Annotated in this window: 16 protein-coding genes; 5 read left to right on the plus strand and 11 right to left on the minus strand. The window is 69.3% G+C overall.

Translation table 11 applies throughout. From position 1 onward, the window contains the following. The 4 genes from ACEU5R_RS04145 to ACEU5R_RS04160 all read right to left on the minus strand — a co-directional run bounded on the left by ACEU5R_RS04145 (position 1) and on the right by ACEU5R_RS04160 (position 3,521). Positions 1–702, minus strand: coding sequence for an amino acid ABC transporter permease (locus tag ACEU5R_RS04145; RefSeq protein ID WP_392409194.1), 702 nt, complete (start codon positions 700–702; stop codon positions 1–3). Positions 703–716: 14 nt separating this feature from the next. Then, positions 717–1,544, minus strand: coding sequence for an ABC transporter substrate-binding protein (locus tag ACEU5R_RS04150; protein ID WP_103272327.1), 828 nt, complete (start codon positions 1,542–1,544; stop codon positions 717–719). 91 nt (positions 1,545–1,635) lie between these two features. Beyond that, entirely contained in the window at positions 1,636–2,850 is a 1,215-nt protein-coding gene (locus tag ACEU5R_RS04155; protein ID WP_392409195.1) for an aminotransferase class I/II-fold pyridoxal phosphate-dependent enzyme, read from the minus strand. Then, complete coding sequence (locus ACEU5R_RS04160) at positions 2,847–3,521, minus strand: RraA family protein (RefSeq protein WP_103272325.1); 675 nt, start codon at positions 3,519–3,521, stop codon at positions 2,847–2,849. The genes ACEU5R_RS04155 and ACEU5R_RS04160 overlap by 4 nt, the downstream gene beginning before the upstream one ends. A 215-nt stretch (positions 3,522–3,736) precedes the next feature. Here ACEU5R_RS04160 and ACEU5R_RS04165 point away from each other — a divergent pair, with 215 nt between their 5' ends. Further along, positions 3,737–4,621: a LysR substrate-binding domain-containing protein gene (locus tag ACEU5R_RS04165; protein WP_392409196.1), complete on the plus strand. Its 885-nt coding sequence runs from the start codon at positions 3,737–3,739 to the stop codon at positions 4,619–4,621. Positions 4,622–4,792: 171 nt separating this feature from the next. Here ACEU5R_RS04165 and ACEU5R_RS04170 read toward each other — a convergent pair whose 3' ends face one another. The 6 genes from ACEU5R_RS04170 to ACEU5R_RS04195 all read right to left on the minus strand — a co-directional run bounded on the left by ACEU5R_RS04170 (position 4,793) and on the right by ACEU5R_RS04195 (position 9,162). Beyond that, the gene (locus tag ACEU5R_RS04170; protein ID WP_392409197.1) at positions 4,793–5,533 is read right to left on the minus strand and encodes a lysophospholipid acyltransferase family protein; all 741 of its coding nucleotides are present in this window, start codon (positions 5,531–5,533) and stop codon (positions 4,793–4,795) included. Further along, positions 5,530–6,828 carry a dihydroorotase gene (locus ACEU5R_RS04175; protein ID WP_392409198.1) on the minus strand — a complete coding sequence of 433 codons (1,299 nt, stop codon included), beginning with the start codon at positions 6,826–6,828 and terminating at the stop codon, positions 5,530–5,532. The genes ACEU5R_RS04170 and ACEU5R_RS04175 overlap by 4 nt, the downstream gene beginning before the upstream one ends. Further along, on the minus strand, positions 6,825–7,850 hold the full coding sequence (locus tag ACEU5R_RS04180; protein ID WP_392409200.1) for an aspartate carbamoyltransferase: 1,026 nt from the start codon (positions 7,848–7,850) through the stop codon (positions 6,825–6,827). The genes ACEU5R_RS04175 and ACEU5R_RS04180 overlap by 4 nt, the downstream gene beginning before the upstream one ends. A gap of 16 nt (positions 7,851–7,866) precedes the next feature. Continuing rightward, entirely contained in the window at positions 7,867–8,265 is a 399-nt protein-coding gene (gene ruvX / locus ACEU5R_RS04185) for a Holliday junction resolvase RuvX (protein ID WP_103272320.1), read from the minus strand. After that, positions 8,258–8,845: a YqgE/AlgH family protein gene (locus tag ACEU5R_RS04190; RefSeq protein ID WP_103272319.1), complete on the minus strand. Its 588-nt coding sequence runs from the start codon at positions 8,843–8,845 to the stop codon at positions 8,258–8,260. The genes ruvX and ACEU5R_RS04190 overlap by 8 nt, the downstream gene beginning before the upstream one ends. A 152-nt stretch (positions 8,846–8,997) precedes the next feature. Further along, positions 8,998–9,162: a rubredoxin gene (locus ACEU5R_RS04195; protein ID WP_003814980.1), complete on the minus strand. Its 165-nt coding sequence runs from the start codon at positions 9,160–9,162 to the stop codon at positions 8,998–9,000. 161 nt (positions 9,163–9,323) lie between these two features. Here ACEU5R_RS04195 and ACEU5R_RS04200 point away from each other — a divergent pair, with 161 nt between their 5' ends. Genes ACEU5R_RS04200 through hemL form a run of 3 tightly spaced genes read left to right on the plus strand, consistent with a single transcriptional unit; the run spans position 9,324 to position 12,081 of the window. Further along, positions 9,324–10,136, plus strand: coding sequence for a hydroxymethylpyrimidine/phosphomethylpyrimidine kinase (locus tag ACEU5R_RS04200; RefSeq protein WP_392409204.1), 813 nt, complete (start codon positions 9,324–9,326; stop codon positions 10,134–10,136). Beyond that, a complete protein-coding gene (gene thiE / locus ACEU5R_RS04205; protein WP_103272317.1) occupies positions 10,133–10,798 on the plus strand; it encodes a thiamine phosphate synthase in 666 nt (221 codons plus the stop codon). Before ACEU5R_RS04200 ends, thiE begins: the two co-directional genes overlap by 4 nt. Before the next feature lie 5 nt (positions 10,799–10,803). Further along, positions 10,804–12,081 carry a glutamate-1-semialdehyde 2,1-aminomutase gene (gene hemL / locus ACEU5R_RS04210; protein ID WP_212321233.1) on the plus strand — a complete coding sequence of 426 codons (1,278 nt, stop codon included), beginning with the start codon at positions 10,804–10,806 and terminating at the stop codon, positions 12,079–12,081. Between the two features lie 89 nt (positions 12,082–12,170). On the opposite strand, the gene ACEU5R_RS04215 is transcribed toward hemL, so the two are convergent. After that, on the minus strand, positions 12,171–12,908 hold the full coding sequence (locus ACEU5R_RS04215; protein WP_392409205.1) for a lytic transglycosylase domain-containing protein: 738 nt from the start codon (positions 12,906–12,908) through the stop codon (positions 12,171–12,173). 285 nt (positions 12,909–13,193) lie between these two features. Between ACEU5R_RS04215 and ACEU5R_RS04220 the strand changes: the two genes are divergently transcribed. After that, entirely contained in the window at positions 13,194–14,948 is a 1,755-nt protein-coding gene (locus ACEU5R_RS04220) for a DUF342 domain-containing protein (protein WP_392409206.1), read from the plus strand. Positions 14,949–15,044 lie beyond the last annotated feature (96 nt).

Consider the following 15,044-nt stretch of genomic DNA (forward strand, 5'->3'; position numbering starts at 1 on the left):
TCAGCGCGCCCCCAGCGGACGATAGCGACGCTGCAACGCCGCGCCCCCGCCCATGATGAGGAACGACAGCGCCAGGTAGATCGCCGTCACCACCGCGTAGGCCTCGAAGGTGCGGAAGGTGCCGTTCTCGATCTCCCGCCCTGCCGCCGTCAGCTCGGTCACGCCGATGGCCATGGCCAGGCTGGTGTTCTTCACCAGCAGCAGGGTCTGGTTCAGCAGCGGGGGCAGTGCGATGCGGAACGCCTGCGGCAGGACCACCTTGCGCATGGTCTGAAGGTAGCCCAGCCCCAGCGCGCGCGCGGCCTCGACCTGGCCCGGCGGGATCGCGCGTACCGCGCTGCGCAGGTCTTCACAGACATAGGCCGACATCACCAGGCCGATCGCCACGCAGGACAGGATGAATTCGCTGCCGTGACTGTTGAGCCAATCGGCCACGGCCTGCGGCAACAGGGCGGGCACCCCGAAGTACCAGAACAGGATGTGCACCAGCATCGGCACATTGCGATGGAACGCAATGTAGGCCGCGATCAGCGCATTGGCCATCGGCCAGCCCGTCAACCGGAGCACGGCCAGCAGGCTGCCGACCAGAAAAGCCAGGCTCCAGGCGAGCGCGGCCAGCGCCAGGGTGGTCAGGAACCCCCTGAGCAGCCAGTCCGGATACTCGCCCTGGAAGATGGCGCCGAAATCAAAGACGTAGTGCATGGCGATGCGCCAGCTCAACCCTTGATGGACTCGATGCGGAAGTCCCGCTTCAGGTTGAACGGCGTGCCGACGCCGAACCATTTGTCGAAGATCCGCGTGGCTTCGCCGGAGGCCTCCAGTTTGTCCAGCACCTGGTTCACCTGCCCCAGCATGGCCGCGTCGCCCTTGCGCACGCCCACTCCCCACGGCTCGACGAACAGGGCAGGCTCCAGGATCTTGACCGGCACCGCGCTGCTGGCGGCCTGCTGGCGCAGCTTCGCCAGCATCAGCTCGGAGCCGACGAAGCCGCTGACCTTGCCTTGCTGCAGGGCCAGGAAGGCGCCGCTGGGATCCTTGAACGTCACCGGTTCGACATTGGGAATGTACTTGCGCGCGCCCTGCTCCGAGGACGAGCCGCGCACCGCGCTGACGCGCTTGCCAGCCAGTTCGGCGGGCGACTTCAGTTCCTGATCCTTCTCGCGCGCCAGCACTTTCTGCAGACTCACGAAATGCTGATGCGAATAGTCGATCTGCTGCGCACGCTCAGGGCTCCAGCCCAGGTTGGCCGCCACCACGTCGACGCGGCCGGCGATCAGTTCCGGAATGCGCGCCTCGACCGCGATGAGCTTGAGTTCCAGCGGCACGCCCAGGCTGTCCGCCACGGCCTTGCAGATATCCACTTCGTAGCCCACCACGGCGCGCGTCTTCGGATCCTGGAAGCTGAATGGTTCAGCCGTGCCCATGGTGCCGCAGATGAACTTGCCGCGCGCCTTGATGTCCTGCAGGGTGTCCGCCTGGGCGGCGGACAGCGTGACAATGGCCAGGCCAACGGCGGCCAGGCAGGAAGAGATCATTTTTTTCATGCGGGTTCCCCTTGATGATGATGCAGGCGGCACAAGGCCTGTTCTGGTGTTGCGGATAATTGCGGCGCTGGACAGACGAATGGCGCGGGACTCAGGACAGCCGTGCGCAAGCCTCATGTATGCGACGGCAGCCTTCTTCGATCTGCGCCATGGACGTGGCGAAGCTCAACCGCAGGTAGGGCGACAGGCCATAGGCCGAGCCATCCAACGCGGCCACGCCCGCTACGTCGAGCAGATACATGACCACGTCCAGGTCGCTGCCCAGCACGCGCCCATCCGGCGCGCGCCTTCCCAGCAGACCTTCGACGGCAGGATAGACATAGAACGCGCCTTGCGGCGCCTGGCAGCGCAGCCCCGGCACGGCATTGAGCAGGGCCACGATGCGATCGCGGCGTTCGCCGTAAAGCCGCGCCATCTCGGCCACGCAGCCCTGGTCGGCGGTGAGCGCCACGCGGGCCGCGGCCTGGCTCACGGCGCTGACGCAGCTGGTGCTTTGCGAAATCAGCGCTGCCATGGCTTGGATCAGCATCTTGGGGCCGGCCGCGTAGCCCAGCCTCCAGCCGGTCATGGCATAAGACTTGGACACACCGTTGATCACCAGCGCTCGGTCCGCCAGCGACGGCGCGGCGGCGACCGGCGACACGTGGCGCGCGCCGCCATAGGCCAGGTGCTCATAGATTTCATCAGTCATCAGCCACACATGCGGATGGCGATCCAGCACCCGCGCCAGCGCGCGCAGCTCGTCGGCGTCGTACATGGCGCCGGCCGGATTGCCGGGCGTGTTCAGCAGCAGCCACTTGCTGCGCGGCGTGATGGCACGCTCCAGGGCCTGTGGCGTGAGCTTGAAACCATCGACCTCCGGGCATGGCACCGTCACCGGCGTACCGTCATTGACCAGCACCATGTCGGGATAGGAAACCCAATAAGGCGCGGGGATAATGACCTCGTCGCCCGCCTGCACGGTGGCCGACAGCGCGGTATGGATCAACTGCTTGGCGCCGGCGCCGACGATCAGCTCGTCGAGCCCGAAGTCCAACCCATTCTCGCGCTGGAACTTGAGGCGGATGGCCTCCAGCAAGGGCCGCGACCCCACCGAAGCCGTATAGCGGATGTCGCCGCCGCGCAGCGCCTCCATGCCTGCCCGCACGATGTGCGCGGGCGTGGGCAGGTCTGGCTCGCCCACGGTGAAGTCGACGATGTCGCGGCCCTGCGCGCGCAGTTGGTCAACGCGAGCCTTGGCCGCCATGCTGGGCGAAGGCTTGATGGCGCGGGCGCGATCCGCCAGGAATGCTTGGCTTGCGCTCATGCCAGCCCCTTCGCGGCAAACGCGGCCTGCATCCAGCTCTGCGCGCGCTGGCCGCCGGCGATCTCGGCCATGATGCGTTCTTCCTTCACGGCCAGGCTCTGCGCCGCCATGATCAGGGCCTCGGCCTGTTCCGGCGCGAAGCTGACCAACCCATCCTCGTCACCGACCACGATGTCGCCGGGGTTCACCACCTGCCCGCCGATGCTGACCGGCACATTGACCTCGCCGGGGCCGTCCTTGTAGGGGCCACGGTGAATATGGCCGCGCGCATAGCAGGGAAAATCGTCGAGTTCGAAGGCCAGTACGTCGCGAATGGCCCCATCCACGATCACACCCGCGCAGCCGTGCTGTTGCAGGTAACGCTTCATGATCTCGCCCAATACCGCGTTGGACAGATCACCGCCCGCATCCACCACCAGCACGTGACCAGGCTCGACCATCATCATGGCCTTGTAGATCATCAGGTTGTCGCCCGGACGCGTCTTGACGGTGAGCGCGGTGCCCACCAGCTTGCCGTCGCGGTTGTAGCGTCGCAGGCCCGAGATGCCTTCGCGCCGCGCCAGGTTGTCGCTCAGATGAGGCGTGGCGATGGCGCCCAGGGCCTGGCGCAAGGCCGCCGGCGCGACAACAGGGGCCGGCAGGATGCGCGCGCCGGATAGGGATGTGCTCATGACGATCTGCGTGATTCCTGGTTCTTGACCCGGCGCCGACGGGAATCATTCCGCGCCGCGCGACCCCGGCCGTGCTGAAGTCAGGCCACATGGTGCTGGCTTTCCGCTGCGGGAAAAAGGGATTAAATTTCCATGAAATCCATCACTTTCAGGAATATAGGGGTTATTACCAAATAGAAGTTTGGGAATAATCTCATTTTCCAAAGAACCCACCCATGCTGACTTTCAAGCAGATCGAAGCCCTGTACTGGACCGTCAGATTGGGAACGTTCGCAGCCTCGGCGCAAAAGCTGCACACCACCCAATCAGCCATTACCAAGCGCATCCAGGAACTGGAGGCGGACTTTGATATCGCGCTGTTCGATCGATCCGGCTATCGCGCCGAACTGACCGCGCGCGGCCATGAAATCTATGCGCTGGCCGAGGAAATGCTGGGCCACCGCGACCGACTGCTGGTGCGGCTGAAGGGTCAACACACGTTGACCGGCACGTTCCGTTTCGGCATCACCGAAATCACCGCCATGACCTGGCTGCCGGCGCTGATCCGGCTGCTGCGCTCGCACTATCCGCGCATCACGCTGGAACCGCACATCGATCTGGGCGCCGACCTGCTCAAGCGCCTGCAGGCCGGACAGCTGGACATGGCTTTCCTGCATGGAGAGTTCGCCGAACCCGGCCTGGAGGTGACGCCGCTGCAGCGGTTGGAATTCGCCTGGATGGGCAGCCCCGACATGATCGACGCGAGCCGCGTCTACACCCCGGCCGATATCGCCGCGCTGCCGCTGCTGAGGCAGAGCCAGGAATCGGGACTGAACATGATCTACGACGGCTGGCTCAAGCCGCACACGCCTGCCCACAACCTATTCACCATCAACAGCCTGATCGCGATGGCCGGGCTGACGGCGGCGGGCTTCGGCGTGAGCTGCCTGCCGCGCGACTACTTCGCCGACATGGTCAACACCCGTCAGTTGGTGATCGCGCGCACCAGTGTCGCCCCGCCACAATCCGTCTACTGCGCCATGTACCGACGCGACGCGGACGCGGCGTTCTGCCAGAACGTGGCCGAACTGGCGGAAAGCTGCTGCAACTTTAGTGCGTGAAGCCCCCCCCCGAAGCGCTATGCGCTTCCCCCAGGGGCATGCCTACGGACCGGCGGAGCCGGATCCGTGGCATCCCGGTCGAGTGGCACCGGTTTCTTGCGAGGTTGCTTGGCACGCGGAAAGTGCGGCAGGGGGATTGGAAAGGCCGGCAGCGCCGCGCCGGCCTTCGCGCTACAGCGCCTGCTGAATCGCGTCGCGCGCCTGGTGCGACAGCTCCAGCCGCGTCGGCAGGCTGCCGTCCGCGTTGCGGGTCGCCAGCGGCGGCAGGAACACGACTTCGACGGACAGGCCGGTGGTGCCCATGACGCGCCACAGATTGGCGACCAGGCTTTCGTCGCCGATGAAGGCGGCGAAGCCGCTGCGCTGGCCATGCTGCAGGAAGCGCAAGGCCACGGGCTGGATCTCGACGGCGGCCGCGCGGGCCGGTTCGAACAGGCTGGCATGAAACGGACGCAGCTCGCTGCCCTCGCTGGTCGTGCCCTCGGGAAACAGGCCCACCGCATCGCCCTGGCGGAAACGCGCCTGCATGGACTCGCCCATCGCGTGCACCGCATGGCGCTGGCCGCGCTCGATGAACAGCGTGCCGGCGCCGGCCACCAGCCAGCCGATGACGGGCCAGCTGCGGATCTCGCTCTTGGCCACGAAGGACGTGGCGCGCGCCGAGTTCAGCACGAAGATATCGATCCAGGACACGTGATTGGCCACCAGCAGCACGGGACCGGTCATGCGCGGTTCGCCCCGGAAGACGACCCGCACGCCACAGGCGGCCATGAGGAAGCGCGACCAGCTGCGGTTGAGCCAGGCGCGCGATTTGGGTCTGAGCCATGGATACACCAGGCCCACGCAAAGCAGGCCGAACACGATCCACGGCAGGACGAGGATGAGCCGAAGGACAAAGCGCAGCAGCTTCAAGCAGGAGTCTCCCAGGCCAGGCTGCCACCCACCACGGTGGCGCGTACACGGCCGGGCAGCATCATACCCGCGAACGGGCTGAGGGCGCTGCCGCAAGGCAGCGTTGTGGAATCCGGCGCCTGTTCCGCATCCAGGTCGACCAGGCACAGGTCGGCGGGCGCGCCAGGGGCCAGCATGCCAGCCGGGGCCGCGCCGCGCGGCGCTTGCGGCGCCACGGCGCGCAACACGGCCGCCGGGCCGCTGGTCACCCGCGCCAGCGCTTCGGCCAGCGGCACGCGCTGGTCGCGCGCCCATTTCAGCGTCAGCGGCAGCAAGGTGGTCAGCCCGGGCGCGCCGGGCTGGGCCTGCGCGAAAGGCGCGGCCTTGCCGGCCGCCGTCACCGCCGTATGGTCCGAGCACAGCGCGTCGATGGTGCCGTCGGCCAGCGCGGCGCGGATCGCGTCGCGGTCGCGCTGGCCGCGCAGCGGCGGCTGCAGGCGGTAGCGGGCATCGAAGAAACCGATGTCCACGTCGGTCAGGTGCAGATGATTGGCCGACACGTCGCAGCTGACGGGCAGGCCCTCGCGCTTGGCCGCGCGCACCCGCGCCAGGCCGGCGGCGCTGGACAGGCGCGACAGGTGCAGGCGCGCGCCGGTGTCGCGCTGCAATTCGAACAATGTTTGCAGGGACACCGTTTCAGCCAGGTCCGGCAGGCCTTCCAGGCCCAGCCGCGCGGCATAGGCGCCGCCGGCCGCCGGGGCGCCGCGCGCCAGCCAGGGATCCTGCGGCCGCAGCCACAAGGCCAGGCCGGCGCCAGCGGCGTAGCGCATGGCGTTCCACAGCAGGCGGGTATCGCTCAGGCCAGCCTCGCCCTGCCCGAACGCCAGGCAGCCCGCCTGGGCCAGCAGGCGTAGTTCGGCCAGGGCCTCGCCGCGCAGGCCCGGCGTCAGCGCGCCCACGGCATGGATGCGGCACGGTCCGGCCGGCGATTCATTCAGGAAGGCATGCACCCGCGCGGGATCGTCCAGCATGACGCCGCCATCGGGCGGCTGCACCAACCGGGTCACGCCGCCCGCCAGCGCGGCGCGCAGCGCATCGGGCGATGGCGAGCCATCGGGACCGGCCAGGCGCGCGCATAGATCCACCAGGCCCGGCAGCACCGCCAGGCCGTCGGCCTCGATGCGCCGATCCGCCTGGAATCCCGCTGGCGCGACGTCAACGGCGGCCACATGGCCCTCGGCGATGTACAGATCCGCCCGCCGGTCCACGCCGGCGGCGGGATCGATCAGCCTGCCGTTGGCGATGTGCAGCCTCATGCGCGCCCCCCTGGGGCCAGCGTGCGTCCCAGCGAGTCCGACAAGAGGCGCAGCGCCGCCAGCCGGAGCGCGTGCTCCAGCGCGTCCCGCTCGTGGCCGGCGCGCGCCAACGCGGCGTCGAACGCCACCTCGGCTTCGATGCCGGCGTGCAGCCCGGCGGCGGACAGCAGCAACGCATCGGGCCGCGCCAGGGCCAGCGCCCGGGGGCTGAGCCGATAGCCGGCGGCGTAATCGCACGGCGACGGCAGTCGCCCGGCGGCGACGGCCTCGGCGCTCAGCGGCAGCAGGATGATGACATCGGCATCGCGCAGCCCCTCGTCCAGCGCGCTGAACGGGAACACGCCGAGCTGCGGCAGGCCCTCGGGCAGAAGCGCCGGCGGCGCGGCCACGCGCAGCTCGGGCACGCCCAATGTGGTGAGCGCGTGGATCAGGGAGCGGGCCAGGCCCGAATGGCGCACGTCGCCCACCAGCGTGACGGCCAGCCGCGTCAGGTCTGGCTTGGCGCACAGGATGGCGCGCAAGAGCGCCAGCGCGGCCAGCGGATCGGCATGGACGCCGTCGCCCGCATTCAGGACGCGCAGGCCCGGCGCGGCGGCGTGATCGAAGCCGCCGCCAAAGAGACTGTTTCCGAAAAGACCGCCTGCCACGCCGCCGCCCCGCGCATGCGCGGCGGCCCAGTGCGTCGCCGCCCACAGCGCGGCGCCGCTGGCGGGATGGCCAAGCACCAGGATGCCGGGCGGCAGGCCGGCCACGGCCTCGGCCAGCGGCTCGGCCGGATCCAGCGCCGTGACCGGCAGCAGCAGTTGTTCGGCGGCGCGCCAGTAGGCCGCGCGCGTGGCGCGACGCGTGTCGGGCAGGAGCAGGAACACCGGCGGCAGCGGGCCATAGCCCTGCGTTGGCCACGACGGTTCGGCCGCGGCGGCCGCCGTTTCCAGCAACCGCTCCGCATGGCGGCGCGGCAGGCCTTCCGTGCTGAGCAGGTGTATCAGTTCGCCGCGGCGGTCGAGTTGCGGATTGAGCATGGGCGTCGCGCCGGCGTCAGGCGGGCAAGGCGTCCAGATAGCGCTGCAGGATCACGGCCGCGGCCATGGCGTCGTCGGCGGCGTGCGTGCCCAGCAGGCGCTGCGCCTCCATGCTGGAGCCGCGCTCGTCGACCAGTTCCACCGCCATGCCGAAGCGACCGTTCAATTGGTTGGCGAAGCGGCGGCAGCGCGCGGTGGCGGGCTGCTCGCCGCCGTCGGCGGTCAGCGCCAGGCCCACGACCAGGCGCTGCGGCTGCCATTCGCGCAGCAATGCCTCGATGCGCGCGAAGCGCGCGTCGCGCACTTCGCCGTGGATGATCTCCAGCGGCCGGGCGTGGCGCGTCAGCGTGTTGCCGATGGCCACGCCGATCTTCTTCTCGCCGAAGTCGAAGGCCAGCAGGGTTTCTTCAGGCATGACCCGCGTCGCCCGCCAGCATCACCGGATCGATGCCCAGCAGCTTGAGCGCGGCGGGATAGCGTTCCTCGGGCGGCACGTCGAAGATGATGTGATCGTCGGCGCCCACGCTCAGCCAGGCGTTCTGGCCCATCTCGCTTTCAAGCTGGCCCGCTCCCCAGCCGGCGTAGCCCAGCGTGACCAGCATGCGCGCCGGCCCCTTGCCGTCGGCCACGGCCTGCAGCACATCGCGCGAGGTGGTCAGCGCCATGTCGCCCAGCTTGATGCTGGAGCTGTAGTCGCCGGCCGGCGCGTGCAACACGAAGCCTCGGTCGGTCTGCACCGGACCGCCGAAGAAGACCAGCGTTTCCTTGACCGGGCCGATTTCCAGCTCCAGGTCGATGCGTTCGAACAGCGTGCCCAGCGTCAGGTCGGTGGGCCGGTTGATGACCAGGCCCAGCGCGCCGCGCTCGGTGTGCTCGCAAATGTAGATGACGGAGCCCGCCAGGCTGCCCTCGACCATGCCGGGCATGGCGATCAGGAACTGGTTGGCGAAATTGGCCGCCTGCGTCGTCGTGTCTTCGTGGTGTTGTTCCGTCATGGCAACCCCTAACCTAATAGTCTGATTAAACCCCGGGACCGGACCGCTGGCGCGGCCCTCCCATGCTTGGCGGCAGACCATTCTTGCAGTGACCAGGACGGGGCCGCGCCCCGTCCCGCTAGCCCTGGCGGAATATGTCGGCTTGAGCGGATTCAGATTTCCATCAGTTCGAAATCCTCTTTGCGCGCGCCGCATTCGGGACAGACCCAGTTCGGCGGCACGTCTTCCCAGCGGGTGCCGGGAGCGATCCCTTCGTCGGGAAGGCCGGCTTCTTCATCGTAGACCCAGCCGCAAATCAGACACATCCAAGTACGCATAGCTCTCTCTTACATCAAATCCCGGTTGCTGCCCGCGCAGCGGGGGCAGGGCAAAGACGGGGTGCATCCATTAGAATGGGGACAATCTTACCGAAACCCAATAGGGGTTCCCCTGATTCTCCGCAAACGGGTCGGGGCGCCCTTGATCTAGCGCTGTCCACGTGGCTCCCGTTACCCCCCCTCTCGTTTTGGTCCTCGGTCCGCTCGATCCCTCGGGCGCCGACGGTTTGCCGGCAGACGCCGTCACCTGCGCCCGTCTGGGCTGCCACGGCCTGGCCGCGGTCACGGCCCTGACCGTGCAGGACACCGCCGGCATCGAGGAAATCCACCCCGTTTCGCCAGACCTGCTGGACGACCAGGCGCGCTGCCTGCTCGAAGATATGTCCGTGCAGGCCATCAAGGTGGGCGGACTATACACCGCCGAAACGGCAAGCGTGGCGGCGCAGATCGCGGCCGACTACAACCAGGTCCCGCTGGTGCTGCACCTGGGCCAGCGCGCCCAGTTGCCGCCGACCGACGCCGCCGACGAGGACGACGCCGACGATCTGCTGGCGGCCACGCTGGAGCTGGTGCTGCCGCAGACCGACCTGCTGGTCATCGAGCACCTGCGCCTGGCGCAGTGGCACGCCGACGGCGACATCGATATCGGGGACGCACCTACTCCCATGCACGCCCTGGTGGCGGCCGGCGCCCAGTGGGTGCTGGTGCTGGGCAGCCCGCAGCGGCCCGGCCACTACGCCAACGTGCTGCTCGGCCCCGGCGGCCAGACCAGCACCTATCCCTGGCAGGCGCCACCCGACCGCAATGGCGACGCCGGTGGCCTGGCCGCCACGGCCATCACCGCCATGCTGGCGCGCGGCCTGGAAATGCCCGAGGCCGTGCGGCAGGGCCTGGCCCACGCCGACGCCGCCGTCGCCTCCAGCTTCCTGCCTGGCATGGGCCGGCGCATTCCCTACCGGATCCAACCGCAATGAAAGCCCTGCGTTTTCCCGCCGGCCTGTACGGCGTGACGCCCGAATGGGATGACACCGAACGCCTGCTGCAGGCCGTGCGCGCCGCCGCCGAAGGCGGCATGCGCGCGCTGCAGCTGCGCCGCAAGAACGTGCCCGACGCCGAGCGCGCCGCCCAGGCGCGCGCGCTGGCGCCGCTGTGCCGCGAGCTGGGCGTGGTGTTCCTGATCAACGACGACTGGAAGCTGGCGCTGGAAGTCGGCGCCGATGGCGCCCACGTGGGCCGCGACGACGACAGCCTGGCGCGCATCCGCGCCGAGGCCGGCCCCGATCTGATCCTGGGCGGCTCCAGCTACGACGACCTCAACCGCGCCCGCGAGCTGCTCGACGCCGGCGCCGACTACATCGCCTTCGGCGCCATGTTCGCGTCCACCGTCAAGCCCGACACCGTGCGCGCGCCGCTGTCGGTACTGACTGAGGCCAGGAAACTCGTTGAGGAACGCGACGGCCCCCGGCCCGCCGTGGTCGCCATCGGCGGCATCACGCCCGACAACGCGCGCCTGGTGGCCCAGGCCGGCGCCGACTCGATCGCCGTCATCACCGCATTGTTCGCCGCGCCCAGCGTGCGCGCCGCCGCGGCCGCCTGCGCCGCGCCCTATTCCATCAACCCCCAATCCAAGTCCTGACCGCCATGTCCAGCAACGCCCAGCTCTTCGAACGCGCCTGCCGCAGCATTCCCGGCGGCGTCAACTCGCCCGTGCGCGCCTTCCGCTCCGTGGGCGGCACGCCGCGCTTCATCAAGCGCGCGCAAGGCCCCTACGTCTGGGACGCCGAGGACAAGCAGTACATCGACTACGTGGGCTCCTGGGGTCCGGCCATCCTGGGCCACTCGCATCCCGAGGTCGTGCGCGCGGTGCAGGAAGCCGCCGTCCACGGCCTGTCGTTCGGCGCTCCCACCGAGGCCGAGATCGAGCTGGCCGAAACGCTGATCGCCCGCCTGCCGTCGCTGGAACAGGTGCGCTTGGTCAGCTCCGGCACCGAGGCCACCATGACGGCCATCCGCCTGGCGCGCGGCGCCACCGGACGCGCCAAGATCGTCAAGTTCGAAGGCTGCTACCACGGCCATTCCGACAGCCTGCTGGTCAAGGCCGGCTCGGGCCTCCTGACCTTCGGCAATCCCAGCTCGGCCGGCGTGCCGCCCGAATTCGTCGCGCACACGCTGACCCTGGAATACAACAATCTGGACGCCGTGCGCGAGGCCTTCGCCCAGCACGGCGCGGACATCGCCTGCATCATCGTCGAGCCGGTCGCCGGCAACATGAACCTGATCAAGCCCGCTGCGGGCTTCCTGGAAGGCCTGCGCGAGGTCTGCACGGCGCATGGCGCGCTGCTGATCTTCGACGAGGTGATGACCGGTTTCCGCGTCGGCCCGCAAGGCGTGCAGGGCCTGACCGGCGTCAAGCCCGACCTGACCACGCTGGCCAAGGTGATCGGCGGCGGCATGCCGGTGGGCGCCTTCGGCGGCAGCGCCGACATCATGAAGCACATCGCCCCGCTGGGCGGCGTCTACCAGGCCGGCACGCTGTCGGGCAATCCGGTGGCCGTGGCCGCGGGCCTGGCCACGCTACGCCTGATCGCCGCGCCCGGATTCTACGAAAAGCTGTCGGCCCAGACCGCCAAGCTGGCCCAGGGCCTGCAGGAGCGGGCCCGCGCCGCCGGCCTGGCCTTCTCGGCCGATTCGGTGGGCGGCATGTTCGGCATCTACTTCAGCGAACGCATCCCCGCGTCCTTCGCCGAGGTCTCGGCCTGCGACACCGCGCGGTTCAATCGCTTCTTTCACGCCATGCTGGACCACGGCGTGCATTTCGCGCCGTCCGCGTTCGAAGCCGGCTTCGTCTCGGCCACGCACGACGACGCCGTCATCGCGGCCACGCTGGACATCGCCGAAAAGGTCTTCGCGACCCTGTGAGCGCGCGGGGCGGCGCCACGCCGCCCCCTTTCAGACACATCCCCCGCCCGGCGCGCCGCGCGTCGGACGGCGGCGCATTCCGGCACGGCTCACGGCGCCTTGTAGCGCTGGTACAGCGCCGTCACCGCTCTCACATACTGCTGCGTTTCGGCATACGGCGGCACGCCGTCGTACTTGCTGACCGCGCCCTCGCCCGCGTTGTAGGCCGCCAGCGCCAGATCCAACCTGCCCGGGTACTGGTCCAGCAGGCGCCGCAGGTGTCGCGAACCCAGCCGCACATTGGTCGCCGGATCCACCAGCGCCCGTTCCATGTTGTCCACCGTCAGCAGCGTGGCGGCGGTCGCCGGCATCAGCTGCATCAGGCCCAGCGCGCCCTTGGGCGAGCGGGCATCGCTGCGGAATCCCGACTCCACCGCGATCACCGCGCTCAGCAGCGCCCGGTCCACGCCCGAATCCAGCGCCGCCTGCGCGATCAGCCCGTCGTGCAGGGCCGGCGGCGGTCCGTCCCAAGGCAGAGCCAGCCTCGGCGCCCAGACGATCAGGCCCGGCCGGCGCGCGCCCTGACCGGGCTCCGGCTCGCACATCAGGCACAGCGGCGCGCTGCGCACGGCCACCCGGGGCAAGGGCCGCGCGCCATGCCGGACATAGCCCTTGGGCACCTTCATGCTGCGCCAGACCCCATGGGGATCCTTGTAGCGGTAGGTCTCCATGGCCGCCGCGCCGCGCGGGGCCAGCGCGGCGCCGGCGGCCAGGACCAGCAGCGCCGCCCAGCCGCCGACGCGCGCCAGGAAGGCGCGCGCAGCGGCGGAAAAAACGGGTGGAGGCATGGGATGGACTCCGACGATATCCGGCAAGGCGCCCGGCGCGCGCAGGCGCGTCGGACAGAAGGCCTTATGCTGCGCCGCCGGGCCGGGCTTGTCGCTCCTGCCTACGGACTAATGCACGATCTCCGGCCCAGATCAAGGGAAAAACAGGGACGGCACTAAGGCTTTTGGCGGATGCGCCGTTGCATAAGATGCCGGTGGTCATGGGCATGAGTTAATATATGACCTAATATTTCGTTTAATTACTAAATGAGTGAACCGGCCGGCAGCGCCGGGCAGGAGGCTGACATGGACGCACACAACACGCTTCAGCTACTGCTGGACGCCAATACCCACGTCCTGACGGCAATCTATACCCCGCCCCCGGCCCGCCCCGCCCCCATTGCCGCCGAGACCGCCGAGACCGCCGAAACCGCCCTCCCCGCCGGCGAGAGCGACGCGAACGAGGACGCCGATGCCTCGGACGAAGACGCCGAACGCGCCGGCGACGCCGCCCTGGCCAGCGACCTGCCCAACTGGGACAGCCTGGCCGCCGCCGCCGCCGAACAGGGCTGGACCACCGAAGCGCTGGACAACCACGCCGTCATCGCCTTCATCGACATGTGCCGGGACGCCGTCGCGCCCGTGCAGGGGACGATCGGCAAGGTGCAGGACGGCTCCTATGAACTGGAACTGAGCGCCGACCGCATGGCGGCCATGATCACCCTGCTGCCGCCCAAGGGCGGCCGTCCCGTCGCGCTGCAGACGGTGCGCCAGGCGCTGGCCGACCAGGGCATCGTCCACGGCCTGCTGGAAACGGAACTGGCCGAGGCCGTCGAACAGGGTCGCACCGGCACCCTGCTGGTGGCGCAAGGCACCCCGCCCACGCGCGGCACCCCCACCCGCTTCGAAAGCCTGCTGGACCGGCTCAAGCCGCGCGCCCAGGAAATCGACGAACTGGCCCAGGTGGACTACCGCGACCTCGGCAGCCTGCTGCTGGTCACGCCGGGCACGCCGCTCATGCGCCGCATTCCGCCGCTGCCCGGCATCGATGGCCGCGACGTGCTGGGCCAGCCCGTACTGCCCGACGAGATGGCCGACACGCAATTCTCCAGCGACATGTCCGGCGTCGAGATCGATCCGGACGACCCGCTGCTGCTGCGCGCGGCGATCGCCGGCAGCCCCAAGCTGATCAACCAGGGCGTGCAGGTCAATCCGGTCGTCGAAGTCGACGCGGTGGACCTGACCACCGGCAACATCAATTTCGAAGGCTCGCTGCAGGTCCGGGGCGACATCAGCGCCACCATGGAAGTGCGCGTGACCGGCGACGTGGTCGTCAACGGCACCATGGAAGCGGCGCTGGTCGAGGCCGGCGGCAACGTCACGGTCAAGGGCGGCATCATCGGCATGGCCGAGGCGATGCAGGATGCGTCCGGTCCCGCCCGCACCGCGCACATCGTCTGCGGCGGCGAGCTGAAGGCCCGCTTCATCGAGAACGCCATCATCAGCGCCGGCCAGAACGTCGAGGTCGAGCGCGAGATCCGCCAATGCAGCATCGCCGCCGGCGGCGCGGTCAACGTGGGCGCCGCCAACGCGCAGCAGACCGCCATCATGGGCGGCCAGATCCGCGCCCTGCAGGCGGTGCGCGCCGGCACCATCGGTTCGCCCGCCGGCGTGCCCACGCTGGTGCAGGCGGGCCTGGACCCGCACGCCGACATCAAGCGCACGGCGTTGACGCGCAAGCGCGTGAAAATGAACGAGGAAAAGGCCAAGCTCGAACAGCTGCTGCTGTTCCTGCACTCGCACCCCGAGCGCGCCACCGGCGACGTGGTCGACCGCGCGCGCAACACCCACGCCAAGCTGGGCCGCGACCTGGTCTCGCTGGAAGAGGAAGAGGCCCAGCTGGTGCGCGACCTGCAGCCGATCCACACAGCCAGCATCACGGCCAGCCGGCGCTATTGCAGCGGCGTGAAGATCCAGATCGGCAACAAGATGCAGGAATTCCTGGAAGACCAGGTTGGCGGCAAGGCCGCGCTGGAAGCAGGCGAGATCGTCATCCGCTGAATCCGGCGAGGGCGGGCGACGCGGATCGTTCCGCGCCCCGCCCGCCCCCGGCCGCGCGGTCCGGCGACCTCGCCGTCGCCGGCCGGTCCCTGGCGC

Source organism: Achromobacter sp. 413638 (assembly GCF_043119405.1).
Taxonomy (GTDB): domain Bacteria; phylum Pseudomonadota; class Gammaproteobacteria; order Burkholderiales; family Burkholderiaceae_B; genus Achromobacter.

What these genes read in the sequence shown, in the direction of transcription:
- ACEU5R_RS04145 (WP_392409194.1), bottom strand. Translation starts at nt 702, where the DNA reads ATGCACTACGTCTTTGATTTCGGCGCCATCTTCCAGGGCGAGTATCCG.
- ACEU5R_RS04150 (WP_103272327.1), bottom strand. Translation starts at nt 1,544, where the DNA reads ATGAAAAAAATGATCTCTTCCTGCCTGGCCGCCGTTGGCCTGGCCATT.
- ACEU5R_RS04155 (WP_392409195.1), bottom strand. Translation starts at nt 2,850, where the DNA reads ATGAGCGCAAGCCAAGCATTCCTGGCGGATCGCGCCCGCGCCATCAAG.
- ACEU5R_RS04160 (WP_103272325.1), bottom strand. Translation starts at nt 3,521, where the DNA reads ATGAGCACATCCCTATCCGGCGCGCGCATCCTGCCGGCCCCTGTTGTC.
- ACEU5R_RS04165 (WP_392409196.1), top strand. Translation starts at nt 3,737, where the DNA reads ATGCTGACTTTCAAGCAGATCGAAGCCCTGTACTGGACCGTCAGATTG.
- ACEU5R_RS04175 (WP_392409198.1), bottom strand. Translation starts at nt 6,828, where the DNA reads ATGAGGCTGCACATCGCCAACGGCAGGCTGATCGATCCCGCCGCCGGC.
- ACEU5R_RS04180 (WP_392409200.1), bottom strand. Translation starts at nt 7,850, where the DNA reads ATGCTCAATCCGCAACTCGACCGCCGCGGCGAACTGATACACCTGCTC.
- ruvX (WP_103272320.1), bottom strand. Translation starts at nt 8,265, where the DNA reads ATGCCTGAAGAAACCCTGCTGGCCTTCGACTTCGGCGAGAAGAAGATC.
- ACEU5R_RS04190 (WP_103272319.1), bottom strand. Translation starts at nt 8,845, where the DNA reads ATGACGGAACAACACCACGAAGACACGACGACGCAGGCGGCCAATTTC.
- ACEU5R_RS04195 (WP_003814980.1), bottom strand. Translation starts at nt 9,162, where the DNA reads ATGCGTACTTGGATGTGTCTGATTTGCGGCTGGGTCTACGATGAAGAA.
- thiE (WP_103272317.1), top strand. Translation starts at nt 10,133, where the DNA reads ATGAAAGCCCTGCGTTTTCCCGCCGGCCTGTACGGCGTGACGCCCGAA.
- hemL (WP_212321233.1), top strand. Translation starts at nt 10,804, where the DNA reads ATGTCCAGCAACGCCCAGCTCTTCGAACGCGCCTGCCGCAGCATTCCC.
- ACEU5R_RS04215 (WP_392409205.1), bottom strand. Translation starts at nt 12,908, where the DNA reads ATGCCTCCACCCGTTTTTTCCGCCGCTGCGCGCGCCTTCCTGGCGCGC.
- ACEU5R_RS04220 (WP_392409206.1), top strand. Translation starts at nt 13,194, where the DNA reads ATGGACGCACACAACACGCTTCAGCTACTGCTGGACGCCAATACCCAC.